The sequence below is a fragment of the Celeribacter naphthalenivorans genome, assembly GCF_020524585.1.
Lineage (GTDB): Bacteria > Pseudomonadota > Alphaproteobacteria > Rhodobacterales > Rhodobacteraceae > Celeribacter > Celeribacter naphthalenivorans.
Genome location: NZ_JAIVLK010000010.1, coordinates 119,642 through 145,556 on the forward strand (window position 1 = coordinate 119,642; position 25,915 = coordinate 145,556).

Consider the following 25,915-nt stretch of genomic DNA (forward strand, 5'->3'; position numbering starts at 1 on the left):
AGACAGAGACAATCCCGTACAATTTCATAGAACTGTATGGGGGCTATGAGCGGTACAGTTGCGCAAATCAGACGGAGGCTTGGCATGGCAGGCACGAAGACAGATCATCTGATGCAGGTTCTGCGCGACAGGATTGCCACGCGCACACTGGGGCCGGGGGATCGCATGCCGTCGATCCGGCGCTTTGCCGAACAGATGCACGTGTCGCCCTCGACCGTGGTCGAGGCCTATGACCGGCTCGCCGCCGAAGGGGTGATCAGCGCGAAACGTGGCTCCGGCTTTTATGTCTCGAACAGCAACCTGCCGCCGATGAAACTCGCACAGGCGCGCTCGCCTCAGGCGCGCAATGTCGATCCGTTCTGGGTGTCGCGCCAGTCGCTCGATGCGCGTCCCGGCGCAATCCAGCCGGGGTGTGGCTGGTTGCCGGAGGACTGGATGCCAGAGGAGGCCCTGCGCAAGGGCTTGCGTGCGGTGGCGAAAAGCGAGGCGGCGATCCTGACCAATTACGCCTCTGCGCGCGGCTCGATGGTGCTGCGGCGCAGCCTGCTTGGGCGGTTTGCGGAAGAAAATCTGAATGCCACCGCCGAACACCTCATGCTGACCGCCTCGGCGTCACAGGCGATGGATTTGATCTGCCGATTGCTGTTGCGGCCCGGCGATACGGTGCTGGTCGACGATCCGGGGTATTTCAACTTTCGGGCCCTGTTGCGGGCGCATCAGGTCAAGATCATTGGCATTCCCTACACGCCACAGGGGCCGGATCTGGCGGCATTCGAGGCCGCATTGGCACAGGCGCCACGGCTCTACCTGACCAATTCCGCATTGCACAATCCGACCGGCGCCACCATGTCGCCCCAGGTCGCGCATCAGCTTTTGTCGCTGGCCACGGCGCATGAGTTGACCATCGTCGAAGACGACACATTCGTCGATCTCGAACCGGAGCCTTCGCCCCGGCTGGCCGTGCTCGACGGGCTGAACCGGGTGCTCAGGATCGGCGGGTTTTCCAAGACGCTCTCGGCCTCGGTGCGCTGCGGCTATATCGCCGGGCGGACCGATTGGATCGAGGCGCTGGTCGATCTACAGGTCGCAACGAGTTTTGGCGGTCCAAGCCCGGTGGCGACCGAGTTGCTGGCCCATGTGCTCACGGGGGGCATCTACCGCAAACATCTCGCCGAGTTGCACCGCCGTTTGGCGGGGGCGCGCAAAACGGTGGCCGCAAAGCTGGCGCCTTTGGGGATCACGCCTTGGGTTTCGCCGCGTGGCGGGTTCTACCTCTGGTGCCGCTTCCCCGAAGGCTGTGACACGGGCGTGATTGCACAACGGGCGATGGCGGAGAATGTGGTGCTGGCCCCCGGCAACGTGTTCAGCCCCTCGCAAATGGCGACGCGTTTCATGCGGTTCAACGTGACGCAAATGCGCGATCCTCGGGTCTATGAGGTGCTGAAGAGGGCCATGCCTGAGCCGGAATGACATCACAATTTGATCCCTTTCAGACGCAACGCGTTCAAGATGACCGACACCGAGCTAAAACTCATCGCCAGCGCCGCAATCACCGGTGAAAGCAAAAGGCCGAAGGCCGGGTAGAGGATGCCCGCCGCAATCGGTACGCCGGCCGTGTTGTAGGCAAAGGCAAAAAACAGGTTCTGCCGAATGTTGCGCATCACGGCTTCGGCCAGACGACGTGCCCTGAGAATGCCCGTCAGATCGCCTTTCACAAGTGTCAGCCCCGCGCTTTCCACTGCGACATCCGCGCCGGTGCCCATGGCGATGCCGACATCGGCGGCGGCCAGCGCGGGCGCATCGTTGACGCCATCCCCCGCCATCGCCACCCGCGCGCCGGACGTGCGCAGCTCTTCGACCAGCGCGGCTTTGCCTTCGGGTGAGACCTCCGCGCGCACCTCGTCGATGCCGAGCCGTTTCGCCACCGCCTCTGCCGTGCGTTTACTGTCGCCGGTGGCCATGACGATGCGCAGCCCTTCTGCGTGCAGGGCCTTGATGGCTTCGGGCGTCGTCTCCTTGATCCGGTCGGCCACGGCAAGGATGCCGACGACCGCGCCGTCTTTGGCAAGATACATGGCGGTTTTGCCCTCGGATTGCAGACGTTCCAGACCTTTGCTCAGAACACCGGGCTCTGCGCCTTGGCCCTGCATCAGCGCTGCGTTGCCCAAGGCGACCTGTGCGCCGTCGATCATGGCGGTCACGCCCTTGCCGGTGATTGCCTCAAAGCCGGTCGCCTCGCGTTTGGGCGCCTCCTTCGTGCCCTCAAGGATGGCCTCGGCAAGAGGATGCTCCGAGCCACGCTCAAGGGCGGCGGCGTAGGATTTCAGTTCCTCTTCCGAAATGTCTTTCGCGATGACATCGATGAGCGAGGGTTTGCCCTCCGTCAGCGTGCCAGTTTTGTCCACGATCAACGTGTCGACCTTGGCAAAGCGTTCAAGCGCCTCGGCATCCCGGATCAGCACCCCCGCCTGCGCACCGCGCCCGGTGCCGACCATAATCGACATCGGCGTCGCGAGGCCCAGCGCACAGGGACAGGCGATGATCAGAACGGAAACCGCCGCGACCGTCGCATAGCCCAGCGCGGGGCTTGGCCCGACCGTGAGCCAGACCAGGAAGGCGACGATGGCGGTGACGACGACAGCGGGTACAAAATAGAGCGACACACGGTCGGCCAGCCCCTGGATCGGAGCACGGGAGCGCTGGGCCTGAGCGACCATGGCGACGATACGAGACAGCGTTGTTTCTGACCCGACCGCCTGTGCCTCCATGACGAAAGAGCCGGATTTGTTGAGCGTGCCGCCGGTGACGGCATCGCCTTGTGCCTTTTTCACGGGCACGGGTTCGCCGGTGATCATGCTTTCATCGACGGAGGAGCTTCCCTCGACGATTTCCCCATCCACAGGAATGCTTTCCCCCGGACGCACGCGCAGCCGATCCCCGGTTTGCACTTCGTCGAGCGGCACATCTTTTTCTACATCTTTTTGCCCGTCCTTCGTGACAAGCCGCGCGGTTTTCGGGGCCAAATCCATCAGCGCCCGGATCGCATCTCCGGTGCGTTCCCGTGCGGTCAGCTCCATCAACTGGCCAATAAGAACCAGCACCAGAATGACCGCCGAGGCTTCGAAATAGACCGGCGGCAAGCCGTGGGCACTGAGCATATCCGAAGGGAACACCGATGGCGCCAAGAGCCCGACGAGCGAAAACAGATAGGCCGCGAGCGTGCCAAGCGCGATCAGGGTCCACATATTGGGAGACCGGTTCACCACGGATTTCCAGCCGCGAATGAAGAAGGGCCGCGCACACCACAAAACCGGCGTGGTCAGAGCGAACTGAAGCCAGAGAAACGGTTTATGACCGATCCACTCGGCAAAGGGCAGTCCGACATGGCTGCCCATCTCTAAGACGAAGACGGCAGCGGCAAGCGGGGCCATGATCTTGAACCGACGTTTGAAATCAATCAGTTCCGGGTTCGGCCCGCTGTCCGCAGAGGGCGTCATCGGCTCCAAAGCCATGCCGCATTTCGGGCAATCGCCGGGATGATCCTCGACAATTTCCGGATGCATCGGGCAGGTGTATTGCGTGCCCTCCGGCATGGCTTTCGCCTTTGGACGCGCACCGAGGTAGTGCTCCGGGCTTGTCTCGAATTTCTCCTGACAGCTCTCTGAGCAGAAATAAAACCGCTCCCCATCGAGCTTGGACATATGCGCCGCGCTGGCGCGATCCACCGACATACCACAGACCGGATCGGTCGCAGTGATATAGGCCTCAGGCTTGGCCTCGAATGTGTCGCGGCAGCCACTGGAGCAGAAATGATAGCTGTGACCACCGTGTTCGAGATGCGGTTTGCCTGCCGTCGGATCGACGGTCATGCCACAGACCGGATCACGGATCACATCAGATGCGGCATGGTGGTGATGGTCGTGCGAAGGATGGGGCTGCGCTGTCATGATTCACTCCTGATCGTGTCGGTTTCTGACCTCGCCGTCTCAGATAGGGCCTCCAGCAACTGGAGGGTCAAGGGGGCATGTGTGGATTTATCTGACCGTTTTGGATGGCGGAAAATCCCCAGCTCCTCAGATGAATCTGGCCTCAAGCGATGTGATTTCAAATGTGCCGCGCGCAGTGTCGGTCACCGCGGCTTGATTTCAGGCTTCACATCGACGTGACTTTACCCTCCAGCTGGTGGAGGGTTTATAAGACATTCAAAGGAGATTTACGATGAACATCGGACATGCTTCGGCCGAAACCGGCCTGCCCGTCAAAACGATCCGCTATTACGAAGACATCGGCCTCGTCTCTGCGGACCGGGCCGCGAATGGCTATCGCGATTTCGATGCGCCTCAGATTGCCCGGTTGCGGTTGTTGGCGCAGGCGCGATTGATGGGGTTTTCGCTCGAAGAGTGCCGCGCTTTACTGGCCCTTGAGGCAGACCCCACGCGACATAGCCGCGACGTGCGAGACCTGGCCGAGCAAAACCTCATATCTGTCCGCGAGAAAATCGCCAATCTTCAGGCCTTGGAGGCGCGCCTCACCGATTTGATTTCGAAATGTCACGGCGATGAGGCCCCCGATTGTGCGATTCTGGATGGGCTAAGCACCTCGGCTTCAACCGCGCGTTGACCAAGCGCGTGCCACACGCCATGATCGACATTGAAAGCCACGGAGACCCTGTTTGTTCCGCCTCGTCACCCTCTTGCTCATCGGGTTGCTGACCCTCTTCTCTGCGCCCCGCGCAGGGATGGTGCATGAGATGTCCGAGGCCAAGATGACGGGCGCGACACAAACGGTCGCAACTGCCGCGCAGCATGGAGTGCATCATCATGAGATGTGCCCTGACTGCACCCACACCACCTCTGATGCGGCCCCCATGGATGGCCCCTGCCCGCATGGGGCGATCTGTGTGCTGTTCACGCCGGGGCTAAGCCTCGACTATACGGTGAGCCGTGTGCTCCAACCGGTTGGGTTCCCGCCCGTCCCCGCCGCAAAGATCATGGCGCGGGCGCCGACGATGGACCTTCCGCCGCCCCGTATCGGGATCTCCCTCGCCTGAACTCTTCTTTTGGCGCGTCTCTGCGTCTTGATCCGATACGGAAACATCATGAACAAATTTATCCTGCCCCTGGCCGGTGCCGCTGTTGTGGCGCTTGCGGCCTATGTCTTCTTCAAACCCGAACCCGCGCCGATGCACGCCCCTGCACCACTCGCCTCCTCCTCGCGCCCGGCCGAAGGCGCTCCGATTGTCGCCGTCACGCTGCCGGAGGCGCTCTCCGCCAATGCGCAAATCGGCAAACGCGCCTTCGATGGCGTCTGCGCCGCCTGCCATGGGGAGAACGCCGCAGGCAAAGAGGGGTTCGGTCCGCCCTTGGTGCATAAAATCTATGAGCCGTCGCACCACGGAGATATGTCTTTCCTGATGGCCGCAGAGCGCGGCGTGCAAGCGCACCACTGGCGGTTTGGCAACATGCCTCCGCAAGAGGGCGTCACGCCGGGCGACGTGAAGGCGATCATAGCCTATGTCCGCGCGTTGCAGCGCGCCAATGGGATCAACTGAGATGACCGGTTTCTAGACGCCCCGTTGTCAGGTCCCCGGCGGAACGGCCGCCAGGATCTAATCCCAAACCTGCCCCAGATCGCATCTGAGAGGGAGCAGATCGTGACCTCGGTTTGGCGCGGCGACACTTTGGATCGCCGCGCCATTCCCCCTCATTTGAAGAGGGAAAAGGTCTGAGCGCCACGCATTGCCAACAGACGACCCAGAAAGCCTCTCCGGAAGAGACCTCCAGCGGACAATCTGGCCGTTTCACCTGTCGCCGGTGTCCAACATCACTTCAAATCCAGCCATCGCCATCTCGGCATGCGCAACGTCACGGAATGAAATCAATGTCTCGTTATCGAGATCGACCGCCATGCCCGTGATGGCAATCGCCCCCAAGAACGACCCGTCGCTTTCGAACAATGGGAAAGCGATCGACGCAAAGTGTTTGTTGCGCTCCCCACGCGAGATGTAATAGCCGCGCGCTTTCGTGGCGGCATATGTGGGCGTCTCGGGTTCGGTGTAAGCGAACAAAAGCTGCGCCGCCGCGCCGCCTTCGTCCAGTGACACACTGCCGCCGACATCGATGAAATACCGAAAATCCTGATAGGCATGGTCGCGCGCCAGACAGGTGCGTTCATTGCCTGAACGGATGAAGAAAGAGGTCGTCTGCTCGACCCGCGCACTGATCCGCGCGATGGGCGGTTCGATGCGGGACATGAGATTCGAGGTCGCCTTGAAAATGGAAGACAGCCGGAGATTCGCCGGCCCCGGCGAATAAGCGCCGTCTCCGTTCTTCTCCAGAAAGCCCCATTGCACCAAAACTTTCAACAGCCGGAGCGCGGTCGCTTTGTCGAGACCCGAGAGTTCCGCAAGCTCTCGTAATTGAAGCCTTTTTCTTCCCATAGAGAAGAGCGACAGCAGGAGCAAACCGCGATCCAGAACGCCTGAGGGTGGCTTGGTGTCTGTCATGAATGTGACCTCCATTTTCACGAGAGCGTTGACAGGAAAAAACCTCGCTGTTTTACTGAATAATACATGTTTCATTGAGTGAAACAAGGAGGAGGAACGCATGACGACAGAATTTTATTCTGCAGACGATGCAAAACATCGGATGGAGATGGCGAAACTGGCGCCCAAAGACTTTGACGCCTGGATGACGCTGAACAAGATCCCCGGGGAGGACAATGGCGCGATCCCACCGCGCACCCGCGAGATCGTGGCGGTGGCCGTGGCGCATGCCACAGGTTGCCCCTACTGCATCCAATCGCACGTCCAGAAAGCCAAAGCCGCAGGCGTCACGAAAGCAGAAGTGGCCGAGGCCGTTTTGCTGTCGGCCGCACTCTGTGCCGGTGCGGCGGCGGCCCATGGCGGCCTCGCGATGAAATTCTACGGCGACGACCTCTGATCCCCCGATCGCCACACGATACTGACTTGAAAGGATAACGGATGAGCGTATCCGTCTTTGACATGCAAACCATGTGTCACCTCTGGAGCACTCCGGAGATGCGCGACGTGTTTTGCGAAAACACCCGCCTGCAAAAATGGCTCGACTTCGAACGCGCCCTTGCCGAAACGCAGGCCGAGCTCGGCCTCATTCCCGCGGAGGCCGCGACGGAGATCGCAGCCGCCTGCGACATTTCTAAAATCGATCTGGCCGCGACCGCCGAGGAAACCCGCCGGATCAAGCACACGCTGGTCCCGCTTCTGCGTCAGGTTCAGAAACAACTGAGCCCGACGGCATCGGAAAACCTGCATTACGGCGCCACGACACAGGACGTGGTGGACACCGGGCTGATCCTGCAACTCAAGGACGCCCACGCCATCGTCACCCGCGATCTGGCCGTCATCGGCCGCGAATTGGTGCGTCTTGCGGGCGAACATCGCGACACGGTGATGGTCGGTCGGACGCATGGCGTTCAGGCCCTGCCGATCACCTTTGGGCATAAATGCGCGATCTGGCTCGACGAATTGTCGCGTCACGCCGAACGCCTGAGCCAGGCGGAAAGCCGTCTGTTTGTCGTCATGCTCGTCGGCGCCGTCGGCAGCCAGGCCAGCTACGGCCCGCGCGTCGCAGAGATCGAAGCCGGTGTGGCCAAGCGCCTCGGCCTTGCCGCCACGGACATCAGCTGGGCGCCCTCGCGCGACCGGATTGCGGAATACACCACGCTTCTCGCGATGATCGCCGCCACGCTGAGCAAGATCGGCAACGAATTGTTCAACATGCAGCGCAACGAGTTCGCAGAAGTTGAAGAGGGCTTCACCGAAGGGAAACTCGGTTCGTCCACCATGCCGCACAAACGCAACCCGACCGCTGCGGAAAATGTTGCCATGCTGTCGCGTTCCGTGCGCTACTCTGCCACGATGATGCTGGAAGCCATGGTGCAGGAACATGAGCGGGACGGCATCGCATGGAAATCCGAATGGAAAGCCGTGCCGGAAACGCTTTTGGTCAGCGGCGCGATCCTGTTCCAGGCCGGCGCGCTTCTGAAAGGTCTGCGCATCGACAAGGACGCCATGAAGCGCAATGTCGAGATGATGCAGGGCTATCTTCTGTCGGAAAAAGTCATGCTCGAACTTGGCAATAAAGTCGGCAAGAACACCGCGCATGAATGGCTTTACGAGGCCTCGATGAGCGGCATCGAAAAAGGTCTGAGCTTTGCCGAAGCGCTGCGGGCGCACGAACATATCTCCGATACGTTCAGCGATGACAGCGTGTCCGAACTGACCCGCCCGGAGGCCTATCTGGGCGCCATCGGCGACAGCATCGACCGCGTTCTGGCGCGCGAAAAAGACGCGGCCTGGCTCGCGGCCTGATCAGGAATTTTCGATGCGCGATTGGAGGAATCGCGCATCGGGATACCGGCCAAGCATACCCGTGACAGGTGTTCTGCGCGGCCGGAAATTCGAGAACGATGATCCAAGAAACGTTCTCAATTAGAAACGCAAGAGTGAAACTAACGTGTTAATAATGCTTGGTTTTTCGGGATAGAATCCCCGCACTCGTGTCATGACTGGGAGGAACAAACATGCATGCACATACACTGAAAACCGGCGCGGTCGCGCTCCTTGCCCTCACCATCGCCGCCCCTGCGATGGCATTCCCGGACAAGCCGATCGAATTGGTTGTCCCCTTTAGCCCCGGCGGCGGCTCCGACGTCTCCGCACGCGTCTTTGCGCAATGCATCGAACAGCAGATCGGCGAAAAGGTTCTGGTGAAAAACATCACCGGCGCGCGCGGCAAAATCGCCGAAGTCGAGGTGCGCGATGCACATGCCGATGGCTATAAACTGCTCTGGGCACACCAAGGCATGGACATGGGCCTCGCCACCGGGCGTTCGGATTACAACTACACCGCCTTTGCCCCCGTCGCGACGACCGTGGCGATGAACTATGGCATCTTTGCCGGCGCCAAAAGCGGCATCGACAGCGTCGAGAAACTGAAGGCGGAAGTGTCGGCCAATCCCGGCAATTACACCATCGGCACGGCGCTGAACGGGTTTTCGCATTTTGCCGCTCTGGACTTTCTCGATCAGGCGGGGGTGAGCAACGATGACGTGCGCACCATTCCGATGTCGGGCGACAAAACGCGGATCGTGGCTGCCATTCAGGGCAACCTCACCCTCGTTCCGACCGCCGTCGGCGCGGCGGCTCCCTATGTCGACTCGGGTGATCTGACCTCTGTCGCCGTGCTCTCGAAGGACCGTGATCCGCGTCTGGGCGAAGCGCTCACCAGCATGGAACAAGGTGCAGACAGCACCTTCCCGATGTATTTCACGACCTTCGCTCCCAAGGACACGCCCGCAGAGGTGGTGACCACTCTGGCAGAGGCCTGGATGGCCGCCGCCAACGATCCCGACTGCCAGGCGCAGCTGCAGAAACAGTCCATGACGGTCGACGCCGCAAGCGGCAGCGAACTCGATGACATTCTCGCCCAGCGCTACCAGCGGATCGAGGAACTCGCCGACAAGTTCAACCTGACCGAAGTCGACGGCTGAACGACTTGATTGCCGCGCCTTCGGGACGCGCAATCGAACGGGCCCGCCTTTTGGCTTTCCGGCGGGCCCGCCCTTCCTCACTTTCGAAAAGGTGGCGCGATGCGTACCACAGACCTTCTTTTCTCGGCGGTCTATCTCTGTGTCATGCTGATCGGCTTCACGCAGATCGGCAATCTGACGGAATTCAGTGCCTCAGGCATAACCTCCGCGAAATTCTATCCGCAACTGGTTCTGGGCCTTGGCCTGTTGACCGGTGTGATCGAAACCGCCCGGACCCTGATGTCCAATATCTATGCCGAGCAACCGGATTTCGCGACCACATGGCGTGGCGCGTTTCGCCCGCGTCGCCTGCTGCTTTTGGGGCTCTTCGTTGTCTATCTCCTGAGCATGAAACCCGTCGGCTTCATGGTGTCGACCGCAGCCTTCTGCTTTGTCACCACGGTTTTGCTGGCGCCGGTGCGCAACCCCAAACTCGCCGTCGTCGCAGGTCTGGTCACGCTGGGCACGCTCGCGCTGATCTACCTCCTGCTTGTCGTCTATCTCCAAGCTTTCCTGCCCTGAGGACCCGAAATGTATGACTTGATGCTCGTGGGCGCCTCCCACGTTTTTCAACCCTGGACCTTGCTGGCGATCATGTGCGGTGTCGCGGGCGGGCTTGTGATCGGGTCGATCCCCGGTCTGACCTCGACCATGGCCATCGCTTTGATGGTGCCTTTGACCTATGCGATGGATCTCGAATTCGCGCTGCCGCTTCTTATGGGCGTCTATTGCGGGGCGATTTCCGGCGGTCTCGTCGGCGCAATCCTTTTGAACATCCCCGGCACCCCCGCCTCTGCGGGCACCTGCCTCGATGGCTACCCCATGGCGGCCAAGGGACAGGCGACACGGGCGTTGGCACTGGCGGTCTATGCCTCGATGATCGGCGGCACCCTGTCGGGACTTGCCCTCGTGTTGATCGCACCGCTACTGGCAAAAGTGGCCCTGTCCTTCGGGCCATGGGAATATTTCGCGCTGGTCGTATTCACCTTTTTCTGCATCTCCGCGATGACCTCGAAAGGGCGCGCCGTCAAAGCCTTCATGGCGGCCTTCATCGGTTTGGCCCTTGCCCTCGTCGGCCTGGACGAAGCCTCCGGGCAGACGCGTCTGACCTTTGGTTTCACCGCCTTCGAATCCGGCTTTTACGAACTGCCCGCCCTGATCGGCCTCTTCGCGATCCCGCAATTGCTGGCCGACACGGATGACATCGGTCAAAAGGGCAAAGTCCTCAAGATCGACTTTCAGCTTCGCACCTTCCTCGGCACCTTCCGCGAGGTGATGTCCCACAAGCGCGATTTGCTGCGGTCGAGCTTCATCGGCGTGATCATCGGCATTCTGCCCGGCGTCGGCCCCGGCCTCTCCAACATCGTCGCCTATAGCCAGGCCAAACGCGCCAGCAAAACGCCCGAAAAATTCGGCACAGGCGAATTGGCCGAAAGCGTGATGTCCCCGGAGGCCGCGAACAACGCCTCGATGGGCGGCGCGCTGATCCCGATGCTGACGCTTGGCATTCCGGGCGACGCCTCGACGCTCATGATGCTGGGCGCCTTCATGCTGCATGGCATCGACCCCGGCCCGCTGTTGTTCCGCGATCATGGCGATCTGATTTGGGTGATCTTCATCGCCTTCTTCGTGGCCTTCGCCTTCTGTACCGTCCTCTATCACTTCTTCATCCCACTGACGATGAAAGCGATTTCGGTGCCGCGCCAATATGTGATCCCGGTGCTGCTCATCCTCTGCACGGTCGGGTGCTATTCGCTCAACAACCGGATGTTCGATGTCTACTGCTTCTTGGGCTTCGGGCTTTTGGGCTACTTCCTGCACATCGCACGCGTGCCCGTTCTGCCCGTCATCCTCGGCCTCATTCTGGGGCCCATGGCCGAAGAACAGCTCAGCCTCGCTCTGGCCTTTGGACAAGGCTCCGTCCTGCCCTTCGTGACCCGTCCGATTTCCGGCACCATCTTGCTCGTGGCTGTGCTGTCGCTCGTGTTGCCGCCGATCCTTGGCCGCTTCCGCGCCAAGACCACGATCGATCCCTCCTAATCTTACAGACTTACGTTCCAAGGAGTTCTTTAAATGACATCGCTCATTTCCCCTCAGGACCTGATTGCCCGTCTGGGCGATCCCGACCTCATCCTTCTCGACGCCAGCTGGTACATGCCCGCCGATCCCCGCGATCCCGAGGCCGACTTCGAGACCGCGCATCTTCCGGGTGCCAAACGGTTCGATTTCGACAGCAAGATCAAGGATCACGGCAGCGACCTGCCGCATATGATGCCCACGCCCGAAGCCTTTGAGGCCGCCGCCCGCGCGCTCGGGATTTCTGCCACCTCGCAGATCGTGATCTACGATGGCGCCGGGATTTTCGCGGCCCCGCGCGCGTGGTGGATGTTCAAAGCCATGGGTCATGACGCCGTCAGCGTGTTGAACGGTGGCTTTCCGGCATGGACCGCCGCAGGTGGCCCCATCGAGACCGGTCCCGAAACCGCCGCGGCGCCGGGTGATTTCACCGCCCGCCCCGCAGCCGAGCGCCTCGCCTCCGCCGAAGACGTGCTTGAGGTCGTCAACGGACAGGCCGATCAGCCGACCGCCATCGTCGACGCCCGAGGCGCGCCCCGGTTCGAAGGCAGCCAGCCGGAGCCCCGCCCCGGCCTGCGCTCCGGCCATATGCCCGGCGCCCGCAACATTCCCTTCGATCAGGTTCTGAGTGACGGCCAATATCGCGACGCCGAAGATATTCGCCGCATCTGGGCCGCCGCCGGTCTGCCCGATCAGGGGCGGATCATCGCGAGCTGCGGCTCTGGCGTCACGGCCTCCGTGTTGGCGCTGGCCGCCGAATCCGCCGGGCTTCCGGTGGTCACCGTCTATGACGGCTCTTGGTCGGAATGGGGTCAGGACAGCCGCCCCGAGCTTCCCGTCGCAACGGGCGCCGCATGAGCGCGCCCGAACTTGCCCCCCTCGCCGAGTTCGTCGCAGGCTACACTGTAGATCCTGAGGACGCTGCTCTGGCGAGCCGCCTGCGCAGCACGGTCCTCGATTGGGGATCGGCGGCGTTGGCGGGCACCGGGCACCCGTTGTTCTCCGCCTATCAGAGCGCCTTTCTCTCCCCCGCAGAGCAAGGCCCGCTGCGCGTGATCGGCACGCCCGGGCGGCACCCTCTGATGGCGGGGGCGATGACCAATGCCGCGCTCAGCCACCTCTGGGAGGTCGATGACGCCCATCGCGACGCCACCAACCATCCCGGCATCACGGTGCTCCCCGCTGTGATGGCCTTGGCCGAGGTCCATCGCCTCGATCCCGCCACCGTTTGCGCCGCCATCGTGGCGGGGTACGAGGCGGTGATCCGTGTCAGCGCCCATCTCGGCGCCGCGCATTATGCGATCAATCATTCGACCGCCACCGCAGGCAGTTTTGGGGCCGCCGCCGCCGCCGCGCGGGCCTTGGGGTTCACCCCGGAACAGACCCTGTCCGCCTTTGGCCATGCCGGCACACAGGCCGCCGGTCTCTGGGCGCTGTTGGATGACAACTGCACAGAGTCCAAAGCCTTTCATGCCGCCACGGCTGTGCGCAACGGGCTTCAGGCCGCGCAACTGGTGCAATCCGGCCTCCCCGGTGCGCCGCGCATTCTCGAAGGTCCGCGCGGTATGCGTGCTTCATGGCATCTCGCCGACACGGAGGCCGCATGGCTCACTCCGAACGGCACGCCACTGATCCATACCGTCACCATCAAAGGCTGGCCGGTCTGCGGCCAAATGCATTCCGCCCTCGATTGTGCCGCCGATCTGGCCAAGCGGTTCCCCAAAGACGCTGCCGCACGCGGTCCCGTCACGGTGCGCCTGCCGGACAGCGCCCTCGCGATTGCCGGGCGCACAGCTCCAAGCACAGTGGCCGAGGCGAAATTTTCCACCAGCTTCTGTATCGCCGCGACGCTCTGTGGCAAGCCGCCGAGCCTTGCGGGTCTCACGGAGGCGCTTTTGGCCGATCCGGAGATTCATCGCCGCGCCGAGGACGTCACGCTTGTCGCCGATGCCGCCATGACCGCGCGTTTCCCCAAGGAACGTCCCGCCGAGGTTTGTCTTGAGACCCCGTCCGGCCCGCAGAGCGTCAGCCGCAGCTTTCGGCGCGGTGATCCCGAGGCGCCTTGGACCGATGATGCGATGACCGAGAGGACACAGGATGTTCTGGCGCTGACCTCTTGGGAGACACGGCCAGAGGCCCTGATCGCATGGGCCGATGCCCTCGTAGCCCTGGCGCCCGATTGGACAGCCGACAGCCTCCACGATGCGCTTCATGCCGCCCGGTGACGGCGCCACAAAGACCACATAAACCACAGGAATCCCCCGATGACCGCCCTGCCCCAGATCGATCCGCAGACATTCGAGACATTGAAAGACGCGTTGCGCGCGGCCCTGCCTGAGGCTGCCGTGATCACCGATCCCGACCGGCTCGCGGCGCTTCTTGCAGAAGAGCGTGACCTGTTCGAGAGCAGCGCCACTTTGGCCGTGGCCCCCGCCACGACAGAGGAGCTGTCGATTGCCGCGCGTCTGTGTCATGCCCATGGGGTGCCGATGGTGCCACAGGGCGGCAACACCGGTCTCGTCGGCGGCGCGGTCGCAAAAGGTGGCGAGGTTTTGGTGTCGATGACGCGGATGAATCGCATTCGTGCCGTCGATCCGATCAACTACACGATGACCGTCGAAGCCGGGGCCATTCTCGCCGATATTCAAAACGCGGCCGCCGCCGAGGGCTGTCTCTTTCCCCTGTCTCTTGGCGCGGAGGGCAGCTGTACGATTGGCGGGAATATCGCCAGCAACGCGGGGGGAATTGGCGTGCTGAAATACGGCAATGCCCGCGAGTTGACCCTCGGGCTTGAGGTGGTGTTGCCGGATGGTCGCATCTGGAACGGCATGCGTCCTCTGCTCAAGGACAATTCCGGTTTCGCGCTCAAACACCTGTTTATCGGCAGTGAGGGCAGCGTCGGCTTTGTCACCGCCGCCATTCTCAAACTTTTCCCCGCGCCCGCAGAGGTCCAGACCGCGTTTTGCGCCCTGCCCTCGCCCGATGCGGCCCTTGGGCTTTTGTCGCTGGCCCGTCGTCTGAGCGGTGATCAGGTCACGGCCTTTGAACTCCTCTCGGATTTCGCCTGTGGCATCGTTTGCGAACATGCCGGGGGCGTCTTTCCGCTCTCCGAGCGCGCGCCGTGGTATGCCGTCGTGGAACTGTCCACCTCGCGGGAAGGCTCCGATCTGCGCGAGGTCTTCGAGACCATTCTCGAGCAGGGCTTTGAAAGAGGTTTGATCGCGGACGCTGTCGTTGCGGAATCTCTTGATCAGCGCGACCGTCTCTGGGCGCTCAGGGAACGCACGCCCGAGGCGCAAAAACGCGCGGGCGGCTCGATCAAACACGACATTTCCGTGCCTGTCAGCGACATTCCGGCCTTTATCGCCAAGGCGACGCAGGCCGTCGAAGACTATATGCCCGGCATTCATCCTTGCGCCTTCGGTCATGTCGGGGATGGCAATGTTCACTTTAACTTCACCCAGCCCGACGGGATGGACAAACAGGACTTTCTCGCCCATTGGGACCCGATCAACGAGATCGTCTACCCGATTGCCATGTCGTTCAACGGCTCGATTTCCGCGGAGCATGGGGTCGGATTGCTGAAGGCAGATGAGATTTCGGCCTATCGCCCCGAGATCGAAACCGAACTCAATCACCGCCTGAAAGCCGCCCTTGATCCGGCAGGCTTGATGAATCCGGGAAAATTTATTGGCAAGGGGAAGGCCCAGAGTTGAACAGACCACTTGGCCGATCCTTGCCCCTGAAGACAGGTCTTTCCCCCAACCTGCCGCCTGCCCCCGCAGCACGCGCGCTTTAGCTGGCGCGAGGCAGGTTTCGTGTTCACAGATGACGCCGGGCCTCGATTTTGTCGCGGCGGGAAGGTCGGTCTTCTCGCCGCGACAGGGTCCTTTCGGACGAAAGCGGTTTTCGTTTAATCTGAAACAGATTGAGCGCCTCAAGTTTTTTGAGAAACGCTTTAAATGGTCATATGGCGTTCGACCATTTCATCGGACAGGGCGTCGATCTTGCCTGCCTCGACCACCCGGCCTTTTTCCAGCATCGCGAAACTACTCGCCGCACGGCGCAAAAAGCCGATGTTCTGTTCGACCAACACAACGGTCAGGCCGAGATCATCCTTCATCCGCAAAATGACGGCTTCGATTTCCTCGACGATCGACGGCTGAATGCCCTCGTTCGGCTCATCGAGCAACACCACATCCGGCTCCGCCGCCAAGGCCCGTGCGATGGCGAGCTGTTGCTGTTGCCCACCGGAGAGAACACCACCGGGACGGGACATATTGTCGGCAAGATAGGGAAAAAGCTCCGGCACGATCTCGGGGATGCTGCGTTTTCCGGCCCGGTTGGCGAAGGCCCCCATGAGGATATTTTCGCGCACGGTGAATTCGGGGATGATCCCACGCCCCTGCGGCACATAGGCGATGCCAGAGAGCGCGCGCTCATGCGTCGGGCAGGTGATCAAGTCCTTGTCGGACAGGCGGATTTGGCCGGAGCTGTCATCCGTCAGCCCCATGATGGTTTTCAAGAGCGTTGTCTTGCCTGTGCCATTGCGCCCGGCGATGCCGGTGATCTCGCCTTTGGGGATCGACAGGGTGATGCCATTGAGCGCCTTTGAGCGGCCATAGTAGCTTTCGAGATTGATCAGATCGAGCATCAGGAAATCCCCTGTTTTCCGAGATAGGCGGCTTTGACGTCGGGATGGTTTTCGATGAAGGCCACATTGCCTTCGGCCAGAACCTTGCCGAGGTGCAACACGGTGATGCGTTCGGCGATGTCGCGCACGAAGGCCATGTCGTGTTCGACGACCAAAAGCGTGTGTTTACCCTTGAGGCGGTTGATGATCTCCGCCGTTTTCGCGGTCTCGCCCGCCGTCATCCCCGCCGTCGGCTCATCGAGCAAAATCACCGACGCGTTCTGGATCATCAACATCCCAAGTTCGAGCCATTGGGTTTGCCCATGGCTGAGCACGCCCGCTTCTGTCTCCGCCTCCTCCGTCAGGCCAATGAGATCGAGCGTCTCGTCAAGGCGCTCTTGCGCCTCCGTGTCCAACCGCATTTTGAGGTTGGCGAACACGCCCGGTTGCCCGGATTGCGCCACTTCGAGGTTCTGGCGCACGGTCAGGCCCGAAAACACCGATGGAATCTGGAACTTGCGCCCCACACCGGCGCGGGCGATTTTATGCTCGCGCTGATTGGTCACGTCACGGCCATGGACATAGACGCGGCCTTCGGTGGATTTGGTCTTGCCGGAAATCAGGTCCATCAACGTGGTCTTCCCGGCGCCATTCGCCCCCAAAAGGACACGCAACTCGCCATGGGCCACCGCCATGGACACGCCGTCCACCGCCCGGAACCCCGAAAAATCGACGGCCAAGCCGTCCAGCTCCAATGCAACGGCACTCATTGGTGTGCCTCCTCTTTCTGAACGGGCGACAGTTTGGGCGCGCTTTGCAGTTTGGACATGAGATCATGCGCCAGCCCGGAGAGGCCTTTCGGCAGGTAGATGACGACGATCACAAAGACGAAACCGATGATCAGTTTCCACGCTTCGACAAGGCTTTCGGTCTCGGAGACCCGCGCTTCGAGCATGTTGATCAGGATGGCCCCGATACAGGCCCCGAGGATCGACCCCCGCCCGCCGACAGCGGCCCAGACGACCATGGTCACGGAGAAGGACAACTCAAGGAACGAAGGCGAGGCGAATTCCGCCACAATCACGTAAAGCATGCCCGCAAGCCCGGAAATCCCGGCCGAGACGGCGAAGAAAAAGCTCTGATAGGCCGGCACGTCATAGCCCAGATAGAGCGCGCGCGTGTCGCTGTCCCGGGTGGCCTGAAGAATGGTGCCCGCGCGTGTGGCGACCAGCAAACGGGTGAGCGCCAGAACGATGATCAGAGCCACGGCGACGACCATATAGGTCACCTTGCTATAGGGATCGAGTTCGACGCCAAAAACGGTGAACCAACCCAGATCCGTCAGACCATTAAAGCCGTTCGTGAGAGGCTGGGCGTCCGTCACGATAAGCCGCGTCAAAAGCACCAGCGCCAGCGTGATGATCGAGACGAACACGCCCGAAATGCGCTGACCAAAGATGATGCGCCCCATGATATAGGCAAACACCGCAGGAAGCACGACGGCCACGATCAGGCCAACCCATTGCGATTGAAACGGAATCCAAAGCCACGAGCCGGGCGTGATGCAACACAGATCGGTCGGCGCACCGGGTTCGGCGTTCCAGAGCATGAAATCCGGCACAGGCGTCTCGGACCCTTGCTGCATCGAGGTGTAGCTTTTGAGCTTGAGCGACATCGCCATGGCATAGGCGCCGATGCCGAAGAAAAGCCCCTGCCCGAGGTTCAGAATACCCGCATAGCCCCAAGTGAGCGCGACAGCCGCGCCCAACATGCCGTAACAGAGGTATTTCGCGACCCGGTTGAGCCAGAATTCGTCCCCGATCAGAGGCAGCGCGAGAATGACAATCGCAAAGGCCAGATAGGCCCAGACACGATAGGAAGAGAAAAGCGTTTTCATATCAGCGCCCTTTGAATGTGAAGAGCCCGGCAGGCTTGATCAGGATGACGCAGATCACCACGGCAAAGACCGCAGCTCGCCCGATGATGTCGTTGGAGACCATCGCGACAAGCGCGTTGAATTCGCCCAAGAGACCCGAGGCCGCGATGGTGCCAAAGAGGCTTCCGACGCCGCCGGTGACCACCACCATAAAGCCGTCCACAACCATGGTCGCGCCCATGTCGGGGGCCACGGTTTTGAAGCCTGCCATCAAGACGCCCGCGACGCCCGCAAGGCCCGAGCCCAGCGCGAAAGTGATCGCATTCGTGCGTTTGACGTCGATGCCACAGGCGGCGGCCATGCCCGGATTGCGAATGATCGCGCGGACTTTCATGCCCAAAGATGTCCGATACATCACCGCCCAAGTGGCGACGGCCAGCACCAGCGTCATCGCGACGATGAAAATTCGGTAGGCGTTCAGGTCTTGTCCCAAGATCGACACCGTGCCTTGCAACGCCTGCGGCACAGGGACGTTTTGCAGACCAGAGCCCAATCCTTTGACGTGAATTCCAAAAAAGCTCAGGCCGAATTCGAGGCGGATCGCCTGTTGCAGGATGATCGCAATGCCCCAAGTGGCCAGAAGCGTATCGAGCAACCGCCCGTAAAGCCGCCGCACCACAAGGCGTTCGATCACCAGACCGATGAGCGCCGTGACCACAAAGGCGATGGGGATGGCGACCAGAAGATTGGCCCCAAGCCAGATATTGGCCAGAACGGAGACATAGGCCCCCAGCATGACCATTTCGCCATGCGCCATATTGATAATCCCCATCGCGCCATAGGTCACAGCCAGACCGAGCGCGACGAGGAGAAGGATCGAACTGAGGCTGAGCCCGATAAAGAGGACGTCAAACACGACTTCCGTCTCCTTGTCGAAGTTTCTTTTGTCATATTAACCCCGCGGACGCGGACGCCCGCGGGACAGGGGAACAGGTTTCGCGGCTTACAGCTTGGAACTGTCGAGCCCTTGCGCCGTGCAGAACAGGTTGTCGGCGGCCTCACCATAGGCGGCGTAGGGCAGCGGCTTGATCGGCTCGGGATACTCGTCGACGATTTGCGATTGGCCGTCTGCGGTCCATTGCCCGATGCGCGGCGTGAGCCAGCAGTGCAGATTGTCTTCGTCGACTTTCACATCGCCGCCGGGGGCCGCATAGGTCTGGCCGCGCACACCTTCGCGGATCGCTTCGGCGGTGGTGTCCTGCGAGGCCTCGATGGCCTGTTTCCACAGGAAGACCTGGAAATATGCGGCTTCGAGCGAGTGATAGGTGGTCGCCGCCGGATCGCCCACAAAGGCACGATAGCGTTCGATGAAGCTTTTGTTGGCCTCGGTCTCAAGCGACATGAAGTAGGGGAAAGAGGTGTAAGAGCCCGCCGCATATTCCGGCCCCATGGCGGCGATCTCGATCTCGGAGGTCACGGTCGCGCAGATCGGGATGTCTTCGTGGCTCAGACCCTGGTTGATGAACTCGCGGTAGAAGGAAATGATCGAGTCGCCCACGACATTGGACAGCACGACATCGGCGCCCGATTCCTTGATCTTGTTGACCATGACGGCCCATTCGGAATGACCCAGTTCGAGATATTCGTCGGCCACCCATTCGGCACCGCCCGCCTCAATGAGACCTTTGGAGACTTTCGCCATCTCGCGCGGATAGACGTAGTTCGACCCGACGATGAAGAATTTCTTCTTGCCGAGTTTTTCGATGATCCACGGGATGTAATTGCCGAGCTGCTGGTTCGGCACGGCGCCGGAGTAGACCACATTCGGCGAGCATTCGAAGCCCTCGTAATGGGTTTGATAGAACAGCATGGCGTTGCGGCGTTCAAAGATCGGCAGCACGGCTTTGCGCGACGCCGAGGTGTGACAGCCGAAGACCGTGGACACACGATCCTTGATCACCAGTTTTTGCGCCTTTTCGGCATAGGTTTTCGGATCGGAGGCACCGTCTTCGGTCACCACTTCGATCGGGCGGCCCATCACGCCACCGGCGGCATTGATTTCTGAGGCGGCCATTTGCACGGCGGAGGCGAGCATCTTTTCGACCACCGACAGCCCGCCGGTCTGCGAATAGAGCGCCCCGACCTTGATCGCGTCTCCTTCGGCGAAAGCGCTGCGCAGATAGCCCGGCATGGCGAGCGTTCCGGTGGCCAAGGCGGCGGTGGAGAGGAACTGACGACGTTTCATGTTCATGTGTGTTTTCCCTGTTGACGGATGCAACATTCAGCCCGCTGGGGCCTTGACCCCAGACACAACAAGCCTTTGTTACAAATGAAAAAATGCGTCGACGACATTGTCGAATGCAAAACGCCCGCATGATCCGAAAGGGATCAAAACGGGCGTCTTTGCCTATGGGTCTATCGGCGTGAACCGATCAGGGAGATGGCCAGAAATCTGGGGATCATCCCTTGTGTGAGGAGAGACTAGCGCGACGTTGAACGCGCTGACAAGTGCTATTCTGTTCGCCGTTTGCTGATATTTTCATCGCTTTTGGCGGCTTTTCCGGCTTCCCGCGCGTCATAGGCCTCTACGAATTCCTTGGCGAGCACTTCGATGGCCACACGTTGCCGCATCGCCCGCGCGCGAAGCTCGCGATGGGCCTCATCTTCGCGCAGTTTGAGCTCCGCCATGAGAATCGATTTCGCCCGAAGAACGAGCTGATCGCCCTTGACCTTGCGTTTGTAACGACGGGCATCGCGCGCCAGATCTTGGGTGCGCTTCCATGCATTTCGGGCAATCGCGAGGTTGGCCAAAAGCCCGAAAGGTTTGATCGGACGCCCCAGAACCGCCATCGCGCCGCTTTCCAAAACCAGTTGCAAGGTCGCCGGGTTTTCATAGCTGACAATCGCCAGAATGGTCGGGCTCGGGTTCGGGATCGAACGCACGAAATTGCGCAGCTCTTTGTGCTCATGCCCTTCGATGGACAGGATCAGAATATCGGTGCGCGCGGGCAATTTATCCGGCACCGGCCAGATCAGTTGCGGCGAACACCCAATGCGGCGCAGGTGATCCGTGAGGGCGATCCCCTCTTCGTCCATCGGGTGCAACACGACCACCGAAAGATTGCGAAGCTCTTTGAGAAAAGCGTAAGACATCGTTTTCCCCTTAATTGCCGACCAGAGACATCAGATCGGCCACTTCGTCGTCGGAGGCGCCAATCACATCGACGAGGTAGGGATCGGGCGCGACACGGCGTGACGGGCTATTGACGATTTGGTACGGGCTATTTTCCCGAATGCGGGCAACGCGCGGCCAGAGATGTGTGTGATTGGTCAAACGATCGATCCGCACCGGGCCTTGGGGGGCATCGACTTCGACCTCGTAGAGCGCGGGCAAAAGCCGGTCGATGTGATCTTCCCCGGCCAGAGCCAAGGCTTTGGCGAACAGATGGACCGAGTAATAGGCCGCTTCTGCGGGGGCCGTTGCGGGCAGCCCGCCAGAGACCTCGTGAAACGCCTTGATGAACCCCAAGGCGGACGGCACCTGTAAGCTGTCGAAGAAAGGCGCGGCGATGATATGCCCCTCCGCAGTGCCGGGTTTCATGCGCATGACATCGACCTCAGACGTGGACTGCGAGGCGATGGGCATGGTTTCCGGGTCGAACCCCGCCGCTTTGAAGGCCTCATAAAATTTGACGATGCCATCGCCCACGATGGTCGAATAGATCATGTCGGGCTGGGTTTCATAAATCCGGTTGAGGATCGGTTTGATGTCCTCGTCGCGCAGATCGAGCGGCACGAAAATCTCATCGAGAACCCGCCCGCCTTTCGAGCGAAACAGATCGGCGACGATGCGGTTGGATTCATAGGGGTAGACGTAATCCGACCCGACCAGAAAGATGCGTTTGCCGCAGGTTTCCAGCAAGTAATCGACCAAAGGCACGGAGTTCTGGTTCGGGGCCGCGCCGGTGTAAATGCAATGGCGCGAATATTCGAAGCCCTCGTAGAGCGTCGGGTAGAACATCAGCGCATTCTGGGATTCGATCATCGGCAGCATCGCTTTGCGCGTGCTCGACATATGCCCGCCAAAGATCACCCGCACCCCGTGGTCCCGGCACAATTCGTGGGTCATGTCACGATAGTTGCGCGGCCTCGATGCCGGGTCGCGAAACAGCGGCAAAAGCGGTTTGCCAAGGACACCGCCCTCCGCATTCACTTCCTCCACAGCCAGCTTCACCGCCATGACCTGCGTTTTCTCGACCGTCCCCGTGACCCCCGTTTCGGACATCACGACGCCAATCGGCCAGACATTTTCCATCGTCAAATTGACCCCCACAAAAAACAAAAAGCGGCCCTATCCAGAAACGCGTCTGGAAAGAGAGCCGCCCTGCTCAAGGTTGAATAGCCCTCAGACAAATCGAATTCAGATCGAATGTCAAACGGCGATTTTTAAAAGATCGCATGTGGTGCGCCTCCCGTCATCACAGGACATTTTCGATCTTGACCAGACCGCGACAAGATATCAGGATCAAAGACATCATCGGTCCCCTGCCCCTCTGCGTCAGGCCACCGAACACCACCTAGACCCTTGGTCTCAAAGGGAAATCATGCCTTCCAGATGATTTCCTCATACTGACAATGCCGTCAGACTCTCTCACTTCGATTGTCGTTCGACCCCTTTGGGTGACCTGCACGGTTGCCGGCATGTCGCATGACGATCTCTCGTATTTATGCTGTCCGGTCTCCATTGGCCGGGCCATGGCGGCGCTGTGCCTGGCGCCGGGAAAGGACCGTTATGACGACGACCAAAGAGACACTCGATCTGACCGCGCAAGCGTTGGGCGAGCTGACGATTCGCGACATTCAAGAGGGCCTCCAGAGCGGCCGTTACAGCGCCGAAGCCCTGACCAAAGCCGCAATCGCACAGATAAAAGCGGTGAATGGCACATACAATGCGGTGATCTTTGAAAACGAGGCGGCGTTGGAGACCGCAAAAGACATCGACCGGCGTCTTGCGGCCGGAGAAGAGCTTGGCCCTCTGGCCGGTGTGCCCATTGTCGTCAAAGATCCGATGGACATGAAGGGCTTTCCCTCGACCGCCGGGTGGCGGTTGCTTCATGCGGCCTCGGGCGGCGTCGATCTGATGCCCGAGCGTGACAGCCCGGTGGTCGCGCGGATGCGCGCGGCGGATGCGGTCATCCTAGGGAAAACCAATGTGCCGATCCTGAGCTGGACCGGCACCCACGCCAATGACAGCTGGGCTGGCCCGACCATCAACCCCGCCATCGAAGACCGCGCCCCCGGCGGGTCGAGCGCGGGGACTGCCGCCGCCGTCGCGACACATATGGCCGTCGTCGGCCTGGCCGAAGAAACCGGCGGGTCGATCCAGAATCCGGCCTCCGCGCAGGGCCTTGTGGGCATCAAACCGACCATTGGCCTCGTGCCGAATGCCGGTGTGGTTCCGCTGTCCGGCAACCGCGATGTCGTCGGCCCGATTGCCCGCACCGTCGAAGACGCAGCGCTTTGCCTCGACGCCCTTGCGGGGTTCACAACCGAAGACCCCAAAACGCTGGCCTCTGTCGGGAAAATCCCGGCGAGCTACGCGGACGGCCTGTCGAAAGAGGGGCTGAAAGGCAAACGTCTCGGTCTTTATGGCCCGGGCTGGCGTCCGAACCAGCTTTCACCTGAGGCCGCCGCGCTTTATGCCCGCGCGAAATCGGAATTGGAGGCGGCAGGGGCCATTCTGGTTGAAGACCCCTTTGCCGGGACGGAATTTTCCAGCCTGCGCCAAGTCACGCCGGGCACGCCGTTCTTTGACGGGCGCGGCCTCGAGTCCATCGCCTATGACATGACGATGTACCTGCGCCGCCTCGGGCCGGATGCGGCCCTCAAGACGTGGGACGAATTTGTGGCCGCGACGGTCTCGGAAGACCCTTTCGAGAAAGGTGCGATCCTTGGCTATCTCTACGAGTTGGAAGATTTCCGCGAAGCGATCAAATCGCCGGAAACCCCGCCTGCTCTGCCCGAGTTCACCAAGCTCAAAGCGGCGTATCTGGCGCTGTTGGACGAGGTCTTTGCGCGTCATGATCTGGACGGGCTTGTCTATCCACAGATGCTTCAGGAACTGCCGGGGCTGCACTCGGGAGAGGCCATCCTTGAGACCACGGTGGGGGAACTCAACATTGCGGGCATTCCCGGCGTGACAGTCCCGGCAGGCTATTACGCCTCCGGCGCCCCATTCGAGCTCATTTTCCTTGGGAAACAATGGTCTGAGGCGCTTTTGATCCAATGTGCCTATGCTTACGAGCAGACCACCAAACACCGGAAACCCGCTCTTTAAAGTCGCCTTCCACACGCAAAAACACCTCAAGCTGGCCTGTTCTTTGGCCGAGCTTGAGGTGGCCTGTTGCTCTGTTCACGGATGACAAATTGAGCTTTCAGAGCGTTCTCAGACTGCCCGCCAAGGGGGTCGAAAAGACAAAGCCTCTGTCCGCCGCAGCGCAGCGGTGTGAAATAAATTTCATCGTCTAGGATTTATTGACAGGCACGCCTCCCGACCCGCATGCTAACGGCACGAAACGCCGGAACTCGCTTGAGGAGAATGCGAACCGGCTTAGGGAGGACATCCGATGAAGATCAAATACCTTGCGGCGGCAGCCGCATCTCTAGTCGTGGCCGCAGCATCGACCGCCACGGCCCAGGACGCCGATACCCCCTGGGAGGAAAGCCCATTCCGCTGTGAGCCGGGCGAGACCTACGTGATGAACGTAATGGTCTCCGGCGTGGAGTACTGGTTCCCCGTCTACGAGATGTTTAAACAGGCCGCGCACCAATTCGGCTGTGAGGCGGATTACACCGGCACGCCGGAATATGACGTCAACAAACAGATCGCCAGTTTTGAACAAGCCTTGGCCAAACAGCCGGCTGGTATCTTGTTGCATCCGATGAACCCCGACCCCTTTGTCGAGCCGATCAATCGCGCGACAGATCAGGGCACAGCCGTCGTGACCTTTGCCGCCGACAGCCCCAATTCCAAACGGGTTTCCTACGTGACCTCCGACAACGCCCGTGAGGGACGTGTGGCCGCGCAAGAGATCGCTGAGGACATGGGCGGGTCCGGTCAATACGCCGTGCTGGAGAACCCCGGACAGGACAACCACGACCGCCGCGTTGCTGCCTTTATCCAGGAAATGGAAGACAACTACCCCGATATGGAACTCGTAGGTCGCGCCTCGACGGGGCAAGACCCGAACAAAGCCTATCAGGCGGTGCTCTCTCTGGCTCAGGCGAACCCGGAGCTGGGCGCAGTCTTTATGCCCGAAGCCTCCTCGGCCATGGGCGCGGCGCAGGCGGCCAAGGAGGCCGGTGGCGACATCCGCGTGATCTCGGTGGACGTGAATGCCAGCGTGCTCGACATGATCAAGGCAGGCGAGATGTTCGGCGCGATCAACCCCAACCAAGGGACACAGGGCTACTACGGCTTCCTGCTGTTGTGGCTGGCGAACCACCCGGAGCTGATTGATCCGATGAACGATCATGCCGAGGCGGGCTTCAATCCGATGGGCATCCCGGTGCTCGACAACGGCTATTCGGTCGTGACGCAGGAGAACGCCGACAGTTTCTATTGGGACAAGTATCTCAAGAAACGCGGCACCCGCGGCATCGAGGGCTAACCCTCGATCAAAACCGCGCCGCCACAGACCGGCGCGATCCTTCCGACGGATCGGCTCCCCCCGATCCGTCGGTCTCCCCGCATATTTCGC

At 60.9% G+C, this 25,915-nt stretch carries 23 protein-coding genes; 14 read left to right on the plus strand and 9 right to left on the minus strand.

The window, feature by feature from the left end:
• Window positions 1–84: 84 nt before the first annotated feature.
• Window positions 85–1,470 carry an aminotransferase-like domain-containing protein gene (locus tag LC094_RS18960; RefSeq protein ID WP_226554366.1) on the plus strand — a complete coding sequence of 462 codons (1,386 nt, stop codon included), beginning with the start codon at window positions 85–87 and terminating at the stop codon, window positions 1,468–1,470.
• Window positions 1,471–1,472: 2 nt separating this feature from the next.
• Here LC094_RS18960 and LC094_RS18965 read toward each other — a convergent pair whose 3' ends face one another.
• Window positions 1,473–3,947, minus strand: coding sequence for a heavy metal translocating P-type ATPase (locus LC094_RS18965; RefSeq protein ID WP_226554367.1), 2,475 nt, complete (start codon window positions 3,945–3,947; stop codon window positions 1,473–1,475).
• A gap of 271 nt (window positions 3,948–4,218) precedes the next feature.
• On the opposite strand from LC094_RS18965, the gene LC094_RS18970 reads away from it, so the two are divergent.
• The 3 genes from LC094_RS18970 to LC094_RS18980 are packed head-to-tail and all read left to right on the plus strand — an operon-like array spanning window position 4,219 to window position 5,551.
• Window positions 4,219–4,620, plus strand: a complete 402-nt coding sequence (locus tag LC094_RS18970; RefSeq protein ID WP_226554368.1) for a MerR family DNA-binding protein — start codon at window positions 4,219–4,221, stop codon at window positions 4,618–4,620.
• A gap of 52 nt (window positions 4,621–4,672) precedes the next feature.
• Window positions 4,673–5,050, plus strand: coding sequence for a hypothetical protein (locus tag LC094_RS18975; RefSeq protein WP_226554369.1), 378 nt, complete (start codon window positions 4,673–4,675; stop codon window positions 5,048–5,050).
• Window positions 5,051–5,098: 48 nt separating this feature from the next.
• On the plus strand, window positions 5,099–5,551 hold the full coding sequence (locus LC094_RS18980; protein ID WP_226554370.1) for a c-type cytochrome: 453 nt from the start codon (window positions 5,099–5,101) through the stop codon (window positions 5,549–5,551).
• A 249-nt stretch (window positions 5,552–5,800) separates the two neighbouring features.
• Here LC094_RS18980 and LC094_RS18985 read toward each other — a convergent pair whose 3' ends face one another.
• Window positions 5,801–6,505, minus strand: a complete 705-nt coding sequence (locus LC094_RS18985; RefSeq protein ID WP_226554371.1) for an IclR family transcriptional regulator — start codon at window positions 6,503–6,505, stop codon at window positions 5,801–5,803.
• Between the two features lie 100 nt (window positions 6,506–6,605).
• Here LC094_RS18985 and LC094_RS18990 point away from each other — a divergent pair, with 100 nt between their 5' ends.
• The 8 genes from LC094_RS18990 to LC094_RS19025 all read left to right on the plus strand — a co-directional run bounded on the left by LC094_RS18990 (window position 6,606) and on the right by LC094_RS19025 (window position 15,362).
• Entirely contained in the window at window positions 6,606–6,941 is a 336-nt protein-coding gene (locus tag LC094_RS18990) for a carboxymuconolactone decarboxylase family protein (RefSeq protein WP_226554372.1), read from the plus strand.
• A 41-nt stretch (window positions 6,942–6,982) separates the two neighbouring features.
• On the plus strand, window positions 6,983–8,350 hold the full coding sequence (gene purB / locus LC094_RS18995) for an adenylosuccinate lyase (protein WP_226554373.1): 1,368 nt from the start codon (window positions 6,983–6,985) through the stop codon (window positions 8,348–8,350).
• A 212-nt stretch (window positions 8,351–8,562) separates the two neighbouring features.
• Window positions 8,563–9,531, plus strand: a complete 969-nt coding sequence (locus LC094_RS19000; protein WP_226554374.1) for a tripartite tricarboxylate transporter substrate binding protein — start codon at window positions 8,563–8,565, stop codon at window positions 9,529–9,531.
• Window positions 9,532–9,630: 99 nt separating this feature from the next.
• Window positions 9,631–10,092 (plus strand): tripartite tricarboxylate transporter TctB family protein, encoded by a 462-nt coding sequence (locus LC094_RS19005; protein ID WP_226554375.1) that lies wholly within the window; start codon window positions 9,631–9,633, stop codon window positions 10,090–10,092.
• Between the two features lie 9 nt (window positions 10,093–10,101).
• Window positions 10,102–11,610, plus strand: coding sequence for a tripartite tricarboxylate transporter permease (locus tag LC094_RS19010; protein ID WP_226554376.1), 1,509 nt, complete (start codon window positions 10,102–10,104; stop codon window positions 11,608–11,610).
• Between the two features lie 33 nt (window positions 11,611–11,643).
• Window positions 11,644–12,504, plus strand: a complete 861-nt coding sequence (gene sseA, locus LC094_RS19015) for a 3-mercaptopyruvate sulfurtransferase (RefSeq protein ID WP_226554377.1) — start codon at window positions 11,644–11,646, stop codon at window positions 12,502–12,504.
• Window positions 12,501–13,871, plus strand: a complete 1,371-nt coding sequence (locus LC094_RS19020; protein WP_226554378.1) for an MmgE/PrpD family protein — start codon at window positions 12,501–12,503, stop codon at window positions 13,869–13,871. Before sseA ends, LC094_RS19020 begins: the two co-directional genes overlap by 4 nt.
• Window positions 13,872–13,910: 39 nt before the next feature.
• Entirely contained in the window at window positions 13,911–15,362 is a 1,452-nt protein-coding gene (locus LC094_RS19025) for an FAD-binding oxidoreductase (RefSeq protein WP_226554379.1), read from the plus strand.
• Window positions 15,363–15,604: 242 nt separating this feature from the next.
• Here LC094_RS19025 and urtE read toward each other — a convergent pair whose 3' ends face one another.
• From urtE to LC094_RS19060, 7 genes are all read right to left on the minus strand, one after another.
• A complete protein-coding gene (gene urtE, locus LC094_RS19030; RefSeq protein WP_226554380.1) occupies window positions 15,605–16,300 on the minus strand; it encodes an urea ABC transporter ATP-binding subunit UrtE in 696 nt (231 codons plus the stop codon).
• Entirely contained in the window at window positions 16,300–17,049 is a 750-nt protein-coding gene (gene urtD / locus LC094_RS19035; RefSeq protein WP_226554381.1) for an urea ABC transporter ATP-binding protein UrtD, read from the minus strand. Before urtD ends, urtE begins: the two co-directional genes overlap by 1 nt.
• On the minus strand, window positions 17,046–18,176 hold the full coding sequence (gene urtC / locus LC094_RS19040; RefSeq protein WP_226554382.1) for an urea ABC transporter permease subunit UrtC: 1,131 nt from the start codon (window positions 18,174–18,176) through the stop codon (window positions 17,046–17,048). Before urtC ends, urtD begins: the two co-directional genes overlap by 4 nt.
• A gap of 1 nt (window position 18,177) precedes the next feature.
• A complete protein-coding gene (urtB, locus tag LC094_RS19045; protein WP_226554383.1) occupies window positions 18,178–19,071 on the minus strand; it encodes an urea ABC transporter permease subunit UrtB in 894 nt (297 codons plus the stop codon).
• A gap of 87 nt (window positions 19,072–19,158) precedes the next feature.
• On the minus strand, window positions 19,159–20,406 hold the full coding sequence (locus LC094_RS19050) for a transporter substrate-binding domain-containing protein (RefSeq protein WP_226554384.1): 1,248 nt from the start codon (window positions 20,404–20,406) through the stop codon (window positions 19,159–19,161).
• Between the two features lie 260 nt (window positions 20,407–20,666).
• The gene (locus tag LC094_RS19055; RefSeq protein ID WP_219785808.1) at window positions 20,667–21,308 is read right to left on the minus strand and encodes an ANTAR domain-containing response regulator; all 642 of its coding nucleotides are present in this window, start codon (window positions 21,306–21,308) and stop codon (window positions 20,667–20,669) included.
• Between the two features lie 10 nt (window positions 21,309–21,318).
• A complete protein-coding gene (locus tag LC094_RS19060) occupies window positions 21,319–22,470 on the minus strand; it encodes a transporter substrate-binding domain-containing protein (protein WP_226554480.1) in 1,152 nt (383 codons plus the stop codon).
• A gap of 477 nt (window positions 22,471–22,947) precedes the next feature.
• On the opposite strand from LC094_RS19060, the gene LC094_RS19065 reads away from it, so the two are divergent.
• Both LC094_RS19065 and LC094_RS19070 read left to right on the plus strand, forming a co-directional pair.
• A complete protein-coding gene (locus LC094_RS19065) occupies window positions 22,948–24,492 on the plus strand; it encodes an amidase (RefSeq protein ID WP_226554385.1) in 1,545 nt (514 codons plus the stop codon).
• A gap of 289 nt (window positions 24,493–24,781) precedes the next feature.
• Window positions 24,782–25,825: a substrate-binding domain-containing protein gene (locus tag LC094_RS19070; RefSeq protein ID WP_226554386.1), complete on the plus strand. Its 1,044-nt coding sequence runs from the start codon at window positions 24,782–24,784 to the stop codon at window positions 25,823–25,825.
• Window positions 25,826–25,915 lie beyond the last annotated feature (90 nt).

Coding starts and splice junctions, on each gene's coding strand:
- LC094_RS19070 (WP_226554386.1), top strand. CDS start 24,782: ATGAAGATCAAATACCTTGCGGCGGCAGCCGCATCTCTAGTCGTGGCC.
- LC094_RS19000 (WP_226554374.1), top strand. CDS start 8,563: ATGCATGCACATACACTGAAAACCGGCGCGGTCGCGCTCCTTGCCCTC.
- LC094_RS19010 (WP_226554376.1), top strand. CDS start 10,102: ATGTATGACTTGATGCTCGTGGGCGCCTCCCACGTTTTTCAACCCTGG.
- LC094_RS18960 (WP_226554366.1), top strand. CDS start 85: ATGGCAGGCACGAAGACAGATCATCTGATGCAGGTTCTGCGCGACAGG.
- urtC (WP_226554382.1), bottom strand. CDS start 18,176: ATGAAAACGCTTTTCTCTTCCTATCGTGTCTGGGCCTATCTGGCCTTT.
- LC094_RS18990 (WP_226554372.1), top strand. CDS start 6,606: ATGACGACAGAATTTTATTCTGCAGACGATGCAAAACATCGGATGGAG.
- LC094_RS18980 (WP_226554370.1), top strand. CDS start 5,099: ATGAACAAATTTATCCTGCCCCTGGCCGGTGCCGCTGTTGTGGCGCTT.
- LC094_RS19055 (WP_219785808.1), bottom strand. CDS start 21,308: ATGTCTTACGCTTTTCTCAAAGAGCTTCGCAATCTTTCGGTGGTCGTG.
- LC094_RS19005 (WP_226554375.1), top strand. CDS start 9,631: ATGCGTACCACAGACCTTCTTTTCTCGGCGGTCTATCTCTGTGTCATG.
- urtE (WP_226554380.1), bottom strand. CDS start 16,300: ATGCTCGATCTGATCAATCTCGAAAGCTACTATGGCCGCTCAAAGGCG.
- LC094_RS18965 (WP_226554367.1), bottom strand. CDS start 3,947: ATGACAGCGCAGCCCCATCCTTCGCACGACCATCACCACCATGCCGCA.
- LC094_RS18985 (WP_226554371.1), bottom strand. CDS start 6,505: ATGACAGACACCAAGCCACCCTCAGGCGTTCTGGATCGCGGTTTGCTC.
- LC094_RS19025 (WP_226554379.1), top strand. CDS start 13,911: ATGACCGCCCTGCCCCAGATCGATCCGCAGACATTCGAGACATTGAAA.
- LC094_RS18970 (WP_226554368.1), top strand. CDS start 4,219: ATGAACATCGGACATGCTTCGGCCGAAACCGGCCTGCCCGTCAAAACG.
- sseA (WP_226554377.1), top strand. CDS start 11,644: ATGACATCGCTCATTTCCCCTCAGGACCTGATTGCCCGTCTGGGCGAT.
- purB (WP_226554373.1), top strand. CDS start 6,983: ATGAGCGTATCCGTCTTTGACATGCAAACCATGTGTCACCTCTGGAGC.
- LC094_RS19060 (WP_226554480.1), bottom strand. CDS start 22,470: ATGGAAAATGTCTGGCCGATTGGCGTCGTGATGTCCGAAACGGGGGTC.
- LC094_RS19065 (WP_226554385.1), top strand. CDS start 22,948: ATGACGACGACCAAAGAGACACTCGATCTGACCGCGCAAGCGTTGGGC.
- LC094_RS19020 (WP_226554378.1), top strand. CDS start 12,501: ATGAGCGCGCCCGAACTTGCCCCCCTCGCCGAGTTCGTCGCAGGCTAC.
- LC094_RS19050 (WP_226554384.1), bottom strand. CDS start 20,406: ATGAACATGAAACGTCGTCAGTTCCTCTCCACCGCCGCCTTGGCCACC.
- urtD (WP_226554381.1), bottom strand. CDS start 17,049: ATGAGTGCCGTTGCATTGGAGCTGGACGGCTTGGCCGTCGATTTTTCG.